The 12,876-nt window shown below is 73.1% G+C and carries 17 protein-coding genes; 9 read left to right on the forward strand and 8 right to left on the reverse strand.

Features of this window, described 5'->3' with window-relative positions; translation table 11 throughout:
* Positions 1–35 precede the first annotated feature (35 nt).
* Positions 36–836, forward strand: a complete 801-nt coding sequence (locus tag M8H82_RS14730) for a type II CAAX endopeptidase family protein (protein WP_250074382.1) — start codon at positions 36–38, stop codon at positions 834–836.
* Between the two features lie 61 nt (positions 837–897).
* On the opposite strand, the gene M8H82_RS14735 is transcribed toward M8H82_RS14730, so the two are convergent.
* Positions 898–1,707, reverse strand: a complete 810-nt coding sequence (locus M8H82_RS14735) for a PhzF family phenazine biosynthesis protein (protein ID WP_250073937.1) — start codon at positions 1,705–1,707, stop codon at positions 898–900.
* Between the two features lie 140 nt (positions 1,708–1,847).
* Between M8H82_RS14735 and M8H82_RS14740 the strand changes: the two genes are divergently transcribed.
* Entirely contained in the window at positions 1,848–2,453 is a 606-nt protein-coding gene (locus tag M8H82_RS14740) for a PadR family transcriptional regulator (RefSeq protein ID WP_250074384.1), read from the forward strand.
* Between the two features lie 82 nt (positions 2,454–2,535).
* Here the strand turns inward: M8H82_RS14740 and M8H82_RS14745 are convergent, their stop codons facing one another.
* Together M8H82_RS14745 and M8H82_RS14750 are read right to left on the reverse strand one after the other, a co-directional pair.
* Entirely contained in the window at positions 2,536–2,964 is a 429-nt protein-coding gene (locus M8H82_RS14745; RefSeq protein WP_250073938.1) for an SRPBCC family protein, read from the reverse strand.
* A gap of 78 nt (positions 2,965–3,042) precedes the next feature.
* Positions 3,043–3,264 (reverse strand): hypothetical protein, encoded by a 222-nt coding sequence (locus M8H82_RS14750; RefSeq protein WP_250073941.1) that lies wholly within the window; start codon positions 3,262–3,264, stop codon positions 3,043–3,045.
* 185 nt (positions 3,265–3,449) lie between these two features.
* Here M8H82_RS14750 and M8H82_RS14755 point away from each other — a divergent pair, with 185 nt between their 5' ends.
* Positions 3,450–3,995: a Clp protease N-terminal domain-containing protein gene (locus M8H82_RS14755; protein WP_250073943.1), complete on the forward strand. Its 546-nt coding sequence runs from the start codon at positions 3,450–3,452 to the stop codon at positions 3,993–3,995.
* Positions 3,996–4,067: 72 nt separating this feature from the next.
* The gene (locus M8H82_RS14760) at positions 4,068–5,072 is read left to right on the forward strand and encodes a DMT family transporter (RefSeq protein ID WP_250073945.1); all 1,005 of its coding nucleotides are present in this window, start codon (positions 4,068–4,070) and stop codon (positions 5,070–5,072) included.
* Positions 5,073–5,214: 142 nt separating this feature from the next.
* Here M8H82_RS14760 and M8H82_RS14765 read toward each other — a convergent pair whose 3' ends face one another.
* On the reverse strand, positions 5,215–5,898 hold the full coding sequence (locus M8H82_RS14765; RefSeq protein WP_250074387.1) for a pyridoxamine 5'-phosphate oxidase family protein: 684 nt from the start codon (positions 5,896–5,898) through the stop codon (positions 5,215–5,217).
* Positions 5,899–5,933: 35 nt separating this feature from the next.
* On the opposite strand from M8H82_RS14765, the gene M8H82_RS14770 reads away from it, so the two are divergent.
* Entirely contained in the window at positions 5,934–7,265 is a 1,332-nt protein-coding gene (locus tag M8H82_RS14770) for an aminotransferase class I/II-fold pyridoxal phosphate-dependent enzyme (protein WP_250073948.1), read from the forward strand.
* Between the two features lie 20 nt (positions 7,266–7,285).
* On the opposite strand, the gene M8H82_RS14775 is transcribed toward M8H82_RS14770, so the two are convergent.
* Positions 7,286–8,251 (reverse strand): DMT family transporter, encoded by a 966-nt coding sequence (locus tag M8H82_RS14775; protein ID WP_250073950.1) that lies wholly within the window; start codon positions 8,249–8,251, stop codon positions 7,286–7,288.
* 74 nt (positions 8,252–8,325) lie between these two features.
* Between M8H82_RS14775 and M8H82_RS14780 the strand changes: the two genes are divergently transcribed.
* Positions 8,326–9,249, forward strand: a complete 924-nt coding sequence (locus tag M8H82_RS14780) for a LysR family transcriptional regulator (protein ID WP_250073952.1) — start codon at positions 8,326–8,328, stop codon at positions 9,247–9,249.
* Between the two features lie 10 nt (positions 9,250–9,259).
* Here M8H82_RS14780 and M8H82_RS14785 read toward each other — a convergent pair whose 3' ends face one another.
* Positions 9,260–9,727: a pyridoxamine 5'-phosphate oxidase family protein gene (locus tag M8H82_RS14785; RefSeq protein ID WP_250073954.1), complete on the reverse strand. Its 468-nt coding sequence runs from the start codon at positions 9,725–9,727 to the stop codon at positions 9,260–9,262.
* 134 nt (positions 9,728–9,861) lie between these two features.
* On the opposite strand from M8H82_RS14785, the gene M8H82_RS14790 reads away from it, so the two are divergent.
* A complete protein-coding gene (locus M8H82_RS14790; RefSeq protein ID WP_250073956.1) occupies positions 9,862–10,500 on the forward strand; it encodes a cysteine hydrolase in 639 nt (212 codons plus the stop codon).
* Here M8H82_RS14790 and M8H82_RS14795 read toward each other — a convergent pair.
* On the reverse strand, positions 10,487–10,951 hold the full coding sequence (locus M8H82_RS14795; RefSeq protein ID WP_250073958.1) for a Rieske (2Fe-2S) protein: 465 nt from the start codon (positions 10,949–10,951) through the stop codon (positions 10,487–10,489). The genes M8H82_RS14790 and M8H82_RS14795 overlap by 14 nt on opposite strands.
* Before the next feature lie 89 nt (positions 10,952–11,040).
* Here M8H82_RS14795 and M8H82_RS14800 point away from each other — a divergent pair, with 89 nt between their 5' ends.
* Positions 11,041–11,796: a HipA family kinase gene (locus M8H82_RS14800; RefSeq protein ID WP_250073960.1), complete on the forward strand. Its 756-nt coding sequence runs from the start codon at positions 11,041–11,043 to the stop codon at positions 11,794–11,796.
* Positions 11,793–12,209 (forward strand): DUF3037 domain-containing protein, encoded by a 417-nt coding sequence (locus M8H82_RS14805; RefSeq protein ID WP_250073962.1) that lies wholly within the window; start codon positions 11,793–11,795, stop codon positions 12,207–12,209. Before M8H82_RS14800 ends, M8H82_RS14805 begins: the two co-directional genes overlap by 4 nt.
* 1 nt (position 12,210) lies before the next feature.
* On the opposite strand, the gene M8H82_RS14810 is transcribed toward M8H82_RS14805, so the two are convergent.
* The gene (locus M8H82_RS14810) at positions 12,211–12,666 is read right to left on the reverse strand and encodes an excalibur calcium-binding protein (RefSeq protein WP_250073964.1); all 456 of its coding nucleotides are present in this window, start codon (positions 12,664–12,666) and stop codon (positions 12,211–12,213) included.
* Between the last annotated feature and the right edge of the window lie 210 nt (positions 12,667–12,876).

Below are 12,876 nucleotides of genomic sequence, written 5' to 3' on the forward strand. Positions count from 1 at the left end.
GACGTCCTATGACGGTGGTGCCCCTGGGAGGCAGTGTGCAGGCGGAGGCGGGCCCCGTGGCCGATTCATTCCCGCAGGAGGGGCCCCCGCGCCGGATCCTCCGGGACGAGCTGCTGCTCGTGCTGGCGCTCTCGCTCGGGGCGAGCGGGGTCTCCGCCCTCATCAGCTTCATCGGCTCGGTCACCAAGCCCGGCGGCCTGAAGGACCAGGCGGCCACCCTCAACGCCTCCGCCGCTCCCGGGCGGCCCTGGCTGGACCTCGCCTGGCAGCTCTTCGGGATCACGACGTCCCTGGTGCCGGTCCTCCTCGTCGCGCACTTCCTGCTGCGCGAGGGCAGCGGTCTGCGGGCCCTCGGGTTCGACCGCACCCGCCCCTGGCCGGACCTCGGCCGGGGCGCCGCCGTCGCCGCCGTGATCGGCAGCAGCGGCATCGCCTTCTACCTCGCCGCCCGGGGCTTCGGCTTCAACCTGACCGTGGTCCCCGAGGCGCTGCCCGAGGTGTGGTGGAAGTACCCGGTCCTGATCCTCTCGGCGCTGCAGAACGCGATCCTCGAAGAGGTCATCGTGGTCGGCTATCTGCTGCGCCGGCTCCACCAGCTGGGCTGGACGCCCGGGGCGGCGCTGATGGCCAGCTCGGTGCTGCGCGGTTCGTACCACCTCTACCAGGGCATCGGCGGCTTCATCGGCAACCTGGTGATGGGCGTGGTGTTCGTCTACCTCTACCGCCGCTGGGGCCGGGTCGGCCCGCTGGTGGTGGCGCACTCGCTGCTCGACATCGGCGCGTTCGTCGGATACGCGCTGCTCGCGGGCAAGGTGGACTGGCTGCCCACGGCCTGAACGGCGTGAACCGCGACAGGGGCGTACGTGCGATGCGTACGCCCCTCGCGTGTCTGCGCGCCTAGGCCAGCAGCTCGCCGTCGATCACCGTGACCGCGCGGCCGCCCAGCAGGGTGCGGTCGCCGCGCACCTCCGTGCGGACCAGGCCCGAGCGGGGGGACGCCTGCAGGCCCGTGAGCGCGGGGCGGCCGAGGCGCTGCGACCAGAACGGGGCCAGTGCGGTGTGGGCGCTGCCGGTGACCGGGTCCTCGTCGATGCCGAGGTTCGGGAAGAAGCAGCGGGAGACGAAGTCGTAGCCGCCCGCGGGATCCTCGGCGCGGGCGGTCGCGATGATGCCGCGCTCGGAGAAGGCGCCGAGGGAACGGTGATCGGGGTTCAGGGCGCGCACGGTCTTCTCGTCGGCGAGCTCCACCAGCAGGTCGCCCACGTTCGGGCCGGTGTCGAAGACGGCCAGCGGCTCGGCGCCCAGCGCCTCGGCGACGCCGTCCGGGATCTCGGCCGCGGTGAGCGGCGCCGTCGGGAAGTCGAGGGTGAACGAGCCGTCCTCGCCGGGCGTGGCGGTCAGGACGCCGCTGCGGGTGGCGAACCGCACCGGGCCCTCATGGGCACCCGTGCCGTGCAGGACGTGGGCCGTGGCGAGGGTGGCGTGGCCGCACAGGGCGACCTCGGCGGCGGGGGTGAACCAGCGCAGCGCCCAGTCGGCCTCCGGGTGGTCGGGGAGCCGGTGGGTGAACGCGGTCTCGGCGTGGTTGACCTCCCGGGCGACCTTCTGGAGCCAGTCGTCGGTGGGGAAGGCGTCGAGGAGCAGGACCCCGGCCGGGTTCCCGGCGAAGGGGCGGTCGGTGAAGGCGTCGACGATTCGGATGCGCATGAGCCGACGGTAGTGGGGCGGCGAAGGCGCGGGCCAAGGCCAATTCGGGGTGACTGGACCGACCGAGGGTTGTCAGGCGAGCTATTCCGATATATCGTTGAGGCATCGCGACTGATCAACGATGGAATGGAGTGATGGCGATGCGTTCCCACGGATTCGCACATGGACACGGTGGTACCGGCCGAGGTGGCTTCGAGGGCGGCCGTGCCGCCTTCGGTCCCTTCGGGCCGGGCGGACCCGGCTTCGGGGGACCGGGCTTCGGTCCCGGTCACTGGGGGCCCAGGGGCCGCGGCGGACCTCGGGGGAGGGCGAGGCGGGGTGATGTACGCGCCTCGATCCTGGCCCTGCTCAAGGACCGGCCGATGCACGGCTACGAGATGATCCAGGAGATCGCCCAGCGCAGCGGCGGGGCGTGGAAGCCCAGCCCCGGCTCGGTGTACCCCACCCTCCAGCTGCTGGAGGACGAGGGCCTGATCGTCAGCGAGAGCGAGGGCGGCAAGAAGCTGTTCTCCCTCACCGAGGCCGGCCGCGCCGCGGCCGAGGATGGCCCGGAGGCGCCCTGGGAGGACGCCTCCAAGGGTGTCGACTGGGAGGCGCTCGGCGAGATCCGCCAGGCGGGCTTCGGTCTCATGGAGGCCTTCGGGCAGGTCTGGAAGACCGGCAGCAAGGAACAGCGCGAGAAGGCGATCTCCGTGATCAACGACGCGCGCAAGAAGATGTACCTGATCCTCGCCGACGAGGACTGACGGCCTCCCCGCCGTGAGACATGGCAGCGAGACGAAGGCGCCCCGTGGAGCGATCCGCGGGGCGCCTTTTCGGGTACGGTCCTCAGCTCACCAGCCCGGCCAGCTTGCGCAGCGACTCGTTCAGGGCGGCCGTCCCCGAGTCCTTCAGCCGTCCCGCCATCAGCGACACCGCGGCGCCGGTGAACTCGCCGTCGATGCGGACGGTCGTGGCGTCCCCGTCCGGAGTCAGCGTGTAGCGGGTGGCGACGCTCACCGCCATCGGGCCCTTGCCGCGCAGGGCGAGCACCCGGGCCGGCTCCAGCTCCTCGATCGTCCACTCCACCTCGGCCGGGAAGCCCATCAGCTTCATGTTCTCCTGGAAGGTGCCGCCCGCTTCGAGGGCCGTCGGGCCGCCCTGGGGGAAGCTGGTGTGGGTCGCGTTCCACTCGCCGTACGCGGACCAGTCCGTGAGCTGCGCCCACACCGTGTCGGCCGGCGCGTCGATGCGGGCCTGAGCGGTGACTTCGGCCATGCGACCACCCCTTCGTCTCGGGCTACGGTGTCGCGGAACGTAGCCGCAAGGCCGGGAACATTCAATACTGATGAACCGTCAGAAAGCGTGGAGGCCGGTGCCGGGCGAGGCTCGGCCGACGAGTCGTATCACCGCCGCGTCGAACAGGTCCCACGCGCGCGGGAAGGCGCTCTCGTCGTGGCAGTGCCAGGCGTCCCAGAACAGGTCGGCGGGCAATGCGTCCTCCGGGGCGTACACCCGGTAGACGTACTGTCTCCCGTCCACGGCCGGCAACGCCACCAGCCAGCACATGCTCTCCATGCACGTGTGGGACGTACGGGAACGCGGCGTGGTTGCGGTTCCCCTGCGGCCGACGAGGGCGCCGGACCGGCGTGATCTCCTCCTCAAGGAGGAGATTCCGGGTCGCCGGGTCCACTCTGTGTGGGACGGGAAGATGCATCCCGCCGGGGATGCCCTGTCCGGCGGAGGCTGATGGGGTAGGGGATGTGCCACCCCGTACCCCTCACCGGCCGGACCCCCACCAGGCCGGCGGACGCTCGGACAACGATGCCAGGCTCAGTGCCCAACTGGCAGCGGTGCTCTCCGGCGCCCGGCGTCGCGCGACACGGGACGCGGACCGGCAGGTCGACACCGCCCATCTGCTGCACTCCCTGCTGGAGCACGACCCCGAGGTGCGGGACGTCTTCGAGGGCGAGCCCCGGACGGCCCGGCTGCTCGGCTATCTCGTCCAGCGCAGCATCGGTTACGGCCTGCGCTGGCAGGGCAGTGTCGAGGACTCCGAAGCCGTGCCCGTGGTGACCGAGGCGGACGGCCTCTCCCCGCTGGCCTCGGGCGCACTGGAGCACGCCTGCGAACGCGCGGCCCGCCGCGGGGAGGAAGCCGCCCGGGGGGTGGACCTGCTGGCCGCCATCGTCGTGGACGGGCAGGCGCGGGCCGTCGAGGTGCTGGCCCGTGCCGGGATCGACGCGGGTGACGTGTACGCGCGGATCGACAGCCGTCCCGGGAGCCGCGTCGGTGAGAGCGGCTGCTGAGGGAGTCGGGGTCGTCCAGCCGTTGAGACAGGTGTCATCGGGGGTGACGCTCATGTCATCGCCTGTCATCATGTGCCGGTGCGTACGTCAACGAGCAGTCAGGGCCATGGCGGCAAGGGGATGGGGCTCGGTCTCGCCCTCGCCTCCGCGCTCGCCTTCGGGGGATCCGGTGTCGCGGCCAAGCCGCTGATCGAGGCGGGCCTCGACCCGCTGCACGTGGTGTGGCTGAGGGTGGCCGGGGCGGCCCTTGTGATGCTGCCGCTCGCCGTCCGCCATCGCGCGCTGGTGCGCCGCCGTCCTGCGCTGCTCGCCGGGTTCGGACTGCTCGGGGTGGCCGGCGTCCAGGCCTTCTACTTCGCCTCCATCTCCCGGATCCCGGTCGGCGTCGCGCTGCTCGTGGAGTACCTGGCGCCGGCGCTGGTGCTGGGCTGGGTGCGGTTCGTGCAGCGCCGTCCCGTGACCCGGGCCGCGGCGCTCGGAGTGGTCCTCGCGGTGGGCGGACTCGCCTGCGTGGTCGAGATCTGGGCCGGGCTCGGCTTCGACGCCCTCGGTCTGCTCCTCGCCCTCGGCGCGGCCTGTTGCCAGGTCGGCTACTTCGTCCTGTCCGACCAGGGCAGCGACGCGGCCGGGGAGGCGCCGGACCCGCTCGGCGTCATCGCCTACGGCCTGCTGGTGGGCGCCGCCGTGCTGACCGTGGTGGCCCGGCCCTGGACGATGGAGTGGGCCGTTCTCGCGGGCAGTGCGGACATGGACGGAACCCCCGTCGCGGCGGCGCTGCTGCTCTCCTGGATCGTGCTGATCGCCACCGTCGTCGCCTACGTCACCGGCGTGGTCTCGGTGCGCCGGCTCTCCCCGCAGGTCGCGGGCGTGGTCGCGTGCCTGGAGGCGGTCGTCGCGACGGTGCTGGCCTGGGTCCTGCTGGGCGAGCACCTCTCGGCTCCGCAGGTCATCGGCGGGGCGGTCGTCCTGCTCGGCGCGTTGATCGCGCAGTCCTCGGCGCCGGCGAAGGGCTCGGCGGAGCCGGTGGCGGGCGGGAGCGGGGAGCGGGAGCTGTCCCGGCCGGGTTCTGCGGCGTGAGGGGTGGCCCGGTACGCGAGCTGCCTGCCTGAGCCCTCCGCCGCGGGGCTCTCGGCGCCGGAGTCGGCGGCCGACAAGCGCGTGGGAGGGGCCGCGGCGGCTGTCGGGGTGACGCCGCCGCGTCCGTCGTACCCGCCCCGCGTCACAGCGCCTTGAGGTAGGCGGGCACCTCGGTGCCGGGTGCCAGGTCCGGGTCGTCGACCGGGGCGTCGTAGCCCTTGCGCAGCGGGACCACGCCCGCCCAGTGGGGGAGGGCGAGGTCCTCGGGCTCGTCGTTGACGCCGCCGGTGCGCAGCTTCGCGGAGACCTCGTTCAGGTCGAGGCGGATGACGGAAGTGGCGGCCAGTTCCTTCTTGTTGGCGGGCCGGGAGTCCGCCGAGCGGCCCGGTACGACGTGGTCGACGAGGGCGTCCAGCGCGATCCGCTTCTCCTCGGGGTCCGTCACCTGGTGGGCGATGCCGTGCACCACCACGGACCGGTAGTTCATCGAGTGGTGGAAGGCCGAGCGGGCCAGGATCAGCGCGTCCACGTGGGTCACCGTCAGGCACACCGGCAGCCCCGGGTCGGCCTGCCCCGTCATCCGCAGCGGGCGCGAGCCCGTCGAGCCGTGCACGTAGAGCCGGTCGCCGACCCGCCCGAACAGCGTCGGCAGCACCACCGGCGCCCCGTCCCGGACGAAGCCCAGATGGCACACGTAGGCCTCGTCGAGTATCGAGTGCACCAGGTCCTTGTCGTACGACGCCCGCTCGGCGGAGCGCGTGGGGACCGTGCGGTCGGTCGGGGTGTAGGCGGCGGGCTGCGACGTCGGCTGGGCGGTCCCCTGCATTGCGGTCTCCATTGCACTAGTGCATAATTGGGTTTGTGCTAGGAGAATATCGGATCCAGGGCCGGCGCGCAGCAGAGATTGCGGCCGGTATCGAGGCGGCGGTCGGCTCCGGGGAGCTGGAGCCGGGGCAACTGCTGCCGCCGATGCGGGAGTTGGCGGTGGAGCTGGGCGTCAATCCCAACACCGTCGCGGCCGCCTACCGGACCCTGCGGGAACGCGGGGTCATCGAGACCGCCGGGCGCCGGGGCAGCCGGGTGCGACCCAAACCGGCCACCACCGCCCGCGAGTACGTCCGCGAGGAGGTGCCCGCCGGGGTGCGGGATCTGGCGAACGGCAATCCGGACCCGGCGCTGCTGCCCCCGCTCGGCCCGGCGTTCGCGGCCGCGGCGGACCAGGGCGACCGGACGCCGGTGCTCTACGGGGACGACCCGCTGGATCCGGAGCTGGCGCGCGCCGCACGCGCCGGGCTGGACGCCGACGGGGTGCCGGACGGGCCCCTGGTCGTCACCTCCGGCGCGCTGGACGCCATCGAGCGCGTCCTCGCGGCACATCTGAAGCCGGGGGACACCGTCGCCGTCGAGGACCCCGGCTGGGGCAGCGTCCTCGACCTCGTCCCGGCGCTCGGTCTGCGCGTGGCGCCCGTGGGCGTCGACGACGAGGGGCCGCTCCCCGGCGACGTGCGCCAGGCGCTCGGCGCGGGGGCCCGCGCCCTGATCGTCACCGACCGGGCCCAGAACCCGACCGGCGCCGCGGTGAGCGCCACGCGTGCGCGTGCCCTGCGTTCCGTGCTGAGGGAGCACCCGGACACCCTGCTGATCGAGGACGACCACGGCCACGCCATCGTCGACGTCCCGCTGCACCCGCTGGCCGGCACCACCCGCCACTGGGCCTTCGCCCGCTCCGCCGCCAAGGCCTACGGCCCCGACCTGCGGCTCGCCGTGCTCACCGGGGACGAGGTGACCCTCGACCGGGTGCGCGGCCGGCAGCGCCTCGGGCCGGGCTGGGTCAGCCTGATCGTCCAGCGGGCCGTGGCCCGGTTGTGGTCCGACGGCTCGGTCGACCCGAAGGCGGTGGCGGCGGCGTACGGCGGACGGCGGGACCGGCTGATCGAGGCGCTCGCGGAGCGGGGCGTCACCGCGCGGGGGCGTACCGGCATGAACGTCTGGATCCCTGTCCCCGACGAGACCGGCGCCGTCTCCCGCCTCCTGCACGCCGGCTGGGCCGTCGCGCCGGGCGCCCGGTTCCGCCTGAACACCAGCCCCGGCCTGCGCGTCACGGTCTCCACCCTCACCGAACCGGAGACGCAGGCCCTGGCCGACGCCATCGCCTCGGCAGTGCGCCCGTCCCGGGGCCGGAGCGGCGTGTAGGGCCCGGAGTCGCCTCGGACCTACGGTCGTCCTCCCCCCGCCCCGGTGTTCGCCGGTGCCCGCACCGGGCTGTCGAGGCCGACCGGGATCGGGGCCCGTTCGCGGGGGCGGAGCTGGGTCAGGGCCGCTCCTGCCAGGACTATGGCCGCGCCCACCGGGGTGGACCAGGTCAGGGACTCGCCGAGCAGGGTGACGCCTGCCGCCGTGGCGATGACCGGGATGAAGTAGGTGACCATCTGGGCCGTCGTCGGGCCGACCTCGGCGACCAGACCGTACTGGAGGAGCACCGCGACGCCCGTACCCAGGGCGCCGAGGGCCGCGACGGCGAGCAGGGGGAGCAGCGGAAAGGCGTCCGGGGCTGTGGTGAACAGGGGCGTGACGACGGCCAGTTGCAGCGTGGCGAGCAGCAACTGGGCGCCCGTGAGGGACAGGTGCGAGGAGTCGGAGCCGGCCAGGGTGCGGCGGACGTAGATCCAGCCGACCGGGTAGCAGAGCGAGGCCAGCAGGGCCATGCCGGTGCCCCGGGCGTCCATGCCGGTGAAGCCCTGCCAGGCGCCGAGCACCGTCAGGACGCCGAGGAAGCCCACGCCGAGACCCGCCAGCCGCATCCGGGTGGGCCGGTCCTCGGAGAGGGCGACGAGGGACAGGGCCATGCCCCACAGCGGGGAGGTGGCGTTGCAGATGCCCGCGAGCGTCGACGGGATCGTCAGCTCCGCGTAGGCGAACAGCGAGAACGGCAGCGCGTTCAGCAGCAGCGCGGCGACCGTCAGATGCCCCCAGGTGCGCGCCCCGCGCGGGAGCCGGTCCCGCCGCATCGCCATCACCACCGCGAGCACCGCCGTGCCGAACAGCAGCCGGCCGAGGGTGACCTGGAACGGGGCGTATCCCTCGGTGCCCACCTTGATGAGCAGAAAGCTGAAACCCCAGATGAGGGAGAGGACGGCGAAGCGCAGCCGCCAGTCGAGCAGGGAGCGAGAGCGGGTCATGGGATCAGGGTGGGGCCTCACAATCTCGTAGCACAAGCGAGAATTTGCGAGCCTTATCTCGTAGTATTGCTTACATGTTGAACCTGGAGCGCCTGCGCACCCTGGACGCCCTCGCCCGCCACGGCTCGGTCAGCGGAGCGGCCGAGGGTCTGCACATCACCACGTCCGCCGTCTCCCAGCAGATGTCCAAGCTGGAGCGGGAGGTCGGCCAGCGACTGCTCGCCAAGAACGGCCGCGGGGTCCGCCTCACCGACGCCGGACGGCTGCTCGCGGAGCACGCGGCGCGGATCCTGTCCCAGGTGGAGCTGGCCCAGGCCGACCTGGAGGCGCAGCGCGGCCAGGTTGCGGGGGAGCTCAGACTCGCGGCGTTCCCGACCGCGGCGCGTGGACTCTTCCCGGCCGCCCTCGCCGGCCTGCGCACCGAGCACCCCGCCCTGCGGCTGCGCTCCTGCGAACTGGAACCGGAACAGGCCGTGGGGGGAGTGGTGCGCGGCGATCTGGACCTGGCGGTGGTCCTCGACTGGTACAACAAGCCGATGCCGCTCCCGGACGGCCTGGTCAAGGCGCCGATCCTGGACGACCCCGCCGATGTGGCGATGCCGGTCGGCCACCGGTTCGCGGGCCGCGACGAGGTGGATCTGGCCGAGTTCGCCGAGGACGAGTGGATCACCTGGGGCCAGGGCGAGTTCTGCCACGAGTGGCTGATGTTCACCCTGCGCTCCAAGGGCATCGAGCCGATCATCGGTCACCGCGCCGCCGAGACCCACACCCAGCTCGGTCTGGTCGCCGCGGGCCTCGGCGTCTGTGTCGTCCCGCTGCTGGGCCGCCACCCGATGCCCGCCGAGGTCGTCACCGTGCCGCTCAGGCAACGGGTGCGGCGGCATGTGTACGTGATCTGGCGGGCGGACGCCGATCGCCGCCCGTCGATCCGGGCGGCGGTGCGGGCGCTGCGGTCGGCGGGGGAGCGCGTGAGCGCGTCGGCGGCGACCGTTTCCTGAAGGGCGGGCGCTACAGCGACGACAGCTTCCTGAAGTCCCAGGACACGATCTTCTCCGGGGTCAGCCGCATCCACGCGTGCCGGCCGTCGTGCGGCATCTCCTCCAGACCGAAGTTCTTGCGCGCGAACAGCGTCTCCGGCACGTCGAGTTCGGCGCACAGCTCCCCGGTGCGCGGCATCTCGCCCACGAACTCCACCCTCCCGGACAGCTCGACGCCGCGCAGTTCGTCGTACTCCTCGCCCGTGTCGACCACGACGGCGACCCGCTGGTCGCGGCGCAGCTGTGCCCAACGCCTGCTGCGCACCACCGAGTAGAGCCACAGCGAGGTGCCGTCCCAGGCGAACCACAGGGTGCTCACATGCGGGGCGCCGTCCGCGGACACGGTGGCGACCCGGCAGGTGCGCTGGGTGGCCAGGAACTCGTCCAGCTCACCCGGTGTCATCATGATCTTGCGGCCCCGGCGCTGAGTGACGGTCATGCGTCCCCCTCTTCTCCCACGTCGTGCCAGAGGAGATCCTCTGACATCACGTCAGAAAAGAATGGGTCGTCTTCCCTCCTCGCGCAATGGTGGCTACGCTCGCCCGCCCGGAAAGCCGGCGACAAGGGGGAACCGTGCCGTCGTACGACCAGCTCAGGGAAGTCCTCGACCCGGCCACCGCCGTGCTGCTCACGGTCGAGTGCCAGCAGGGGGTCGTCGGACCGGACAGCGCCCTGCCCGAACTCGCCAAGGAGGCCCGCTCCTCCGGTGCCCTCGCCAACGTGGCCCGGCTGGTCGACGGCGCCCACGCCCGCGGGCTCCAGGTGATCCACGCGATCGCCGAGCGCCGCCCCGACGGCCGCGGCGCGAACCGCAACGCGCGTCTGTTCCGCGCCGCCGAACGGCTCCCCGTCCAGCAGCTGTCCGGCACCACCGCGGTCCGCGTAGCGGCCCCGATCGAGGTCACCGAGGAGGACTTCGTCGTACGGCGGCTGCACGGCCTGTCCCCCCTGCACGGGACCGAGGTCGACGCCCTGCTGCGCAACCTGGGCTGCCGCACCCTGGTGGTGACCGGGGTCTCGGCCAACGTGGCGATCCCGAACGCCGTGTTCGACGCCGTCAACCGCGGCTACACGGTCGTGGTGCCCACCGACGCGATAGCCGGGGTGCCCTCCGAGTACACCCCCGCGATGATCCGCAACACCCTCGCGCTGGTGGCCACGCTGACCACCACGGCCGAGCTGCTGGCCGCCCTCCGGGTCAGGCGAGGGTGATCGAGTCGCCGTCCACGGCGACCTTCCGTGCGGACAGCGGCTGGGTGGCGGGCCCCTTCTGCACGCTGCCGTCCTCGATGGAGAACCGGCTGTTGTGGCAGGGGCAGGTGATGGCGCCCCCGGAGACACCCGTCACCGGGCATCCCTGATGGGTGCACTCGAACGAGAACGCCTTGAAGGTGCCCGCCGTCGGCTGGGTGACGACCACCTTGTGATCGGTGAGGACCTTCCCGCCGCCCTCGGGGATGTCCGAGGTCCGCGCGACGACGGTCCCGCCGCCCTCTGCGCCCTCTGCCCCCTCGGAGGTCTCGGCGGACCCGGCCGCCCCGGACGGCTCCTCGTCCTCCGACCCGCACGCGTTCAGCGCGAAGGTGAGGCCCACCGCGCCGACCGCCGCCACGACGGTACGGCGGCTCGGGGGCGCGACGGGGTGGAGCGGTTCGCTGGTCATGCCGGACTTCCCTTCCACGGAGGTACGCCTTGCGCCCACAGGTACGGGCGGCGCGCGGATGCCGTTCAGAGCGCCGGTAACCTGGGGCGATGCTCAAGGAAGTCATCGCGACCCGGTTCATCACGCCGCTGCGTGAGGGCGGCTCGCTGCCGGGTCTCGTCGAGGCCGACGACTTCGGGACGTACGTCATGAAGTTCCGCGGCGCGGGGCAGGGCCGCAAGACGCTGGTGGCCGAGGTGGTGTGCGGGGAGCTGGCCCGGCGGTTGGGGTTCCGGATGCCCCGGCTGGTGACGGTCGAACTGGACCCGGTGCTCGGGCTCGGCGAACCCGACCAGCAGGTGCAGGAGCTGCTGAGGGCCAGCGGCGGCACCAACCTCGGCATGGACTTCCTGTCCGGTGCGCTCGGCTTCGACCCGCTCGCCTTCGCGGTGAGCCCCGAGGAGGCCGGGCGGATCGTCTGGTTCGACGCCCTGGTCAACAACGTCGACCGGTCCTGGCGCAACCCCAACCTGCTGATGCGGCACGGGGAGCTGTGGCTCATCGACCACGGCGCCACCATGATCTGGCAGCACAACTGGCCCGGCGCCGAGGCCTCCGCGGCCCGCCCCTACGACGCCCGCGACCACGCCCTCGCCCCCTTCGGGCCCGATGTGTCCGCGGGCGCCCGGGAGTTGGCGCCCCTCGTCACCGAGGACCTGCTCGCCGAGGTGACCGCCGAGATCCCGGACGCCTGGCTCGTCGACGAACCCGGCTTCGACACCCCGGACGACCTCAGGCGGGCCTACGCCCGCCCGTTGCTGGCCCGGGCCGCCGTCATCCACGAGCGAATCGAGGGGACCCGGTGAGCGACGACCGCCACTTCATCAGGGGAGGCCCGAGCGAGCGCGAGGTCTTCGAGTACGCCGTCCTGCGCGTCGTGCCCCGCGTCGAGCGCGGCGAGTGCATCAACGCCGGGGTGCTGGTCTACTGCCGCGCCAAGGCGTACGTCGGGGCGCTCACCCACCTCGACGAGAGCCGCCTGCTCGCCCTGGACCCGGGGGCCGACCTGGCCGGTGTGCGCGCGGCGCTCGGCGCGGTGGAGCGGGTCTGCTCCGGGGGAGCGGCGGCGGGCCAGGCGGCCCCGGACGACGCGGGCCGCCGCTTCCGCTGGCTCATCGCCCCCCGCTCCACGATCGTCCAGCCCGGCCCGGTCCACACCGGCCTCACGGCCGACCCGGCGGCGGAGACGGCACGGCTGCTGGACCTGCTCGTCCGGTGAGTCAGGCGCGGCGGCGCTTGACCACGTAGCCGGCCGCGACGGCGCCACCGGCGACGAAGACGACCCCGGCCGCGGTCGCCCAGCCGCTGAGACCGGAGTCGGTGGCGCCGCCCACTCCACCGCGCACGCCGAGCGTCGGACTGGCGGTGACGCCGGTGGGTACGGCGGTGGGGGTGGGGGTGGCCGTGACGGGCGCGGGAGCCGAGGTGGCGGGCGCGAGCGTGCCGAGGGCGGCGGTGCCGCGCGAGGGCAGCGCCTCGCAGGCCATGCCGTCGTCGGGGCCCTGGTCCTCGTCGAGGTCGTGTGGATCACTGGGGTCGGAGTTGTAGACGGCCTGTGCCTCCTCCCGGTACGTGAAGTTGGCGCAGTCCAGGTCCTGCGCGTGGGCGATGTCGGCCAGCGGCACGATCGCGGCTATGGCGAACAGCGTGCCGGCGGCTGCGGTACGACGGCGCATGATGCGCCTCCTCTCCGGCCACGTGGGCCTCCGGCCGACGCTAGGGGCCGCCCGGGGCGGGGACGCGCTGAGCTGGGCCGATCGGGTGGCGGCCACCGGCCGCCGCGGGCCGGGGGCGCGGGGAATGGATCACACGTGGCGGTGTGCCGTTGACACCGGGTGCCAGGGCTTCTAGCGTCACGTCTGCTGAAGGTACTAAGCGGTCGCTCA

This window comes from Streptomyces sp. YS415 (assembly GCF_023544665.1).
Taxonomy (GTDB): Bacteria; Actinomycetota; Actinomycetes; order Streptomycetales; family Streptomycetaceae; genus Streptomyces.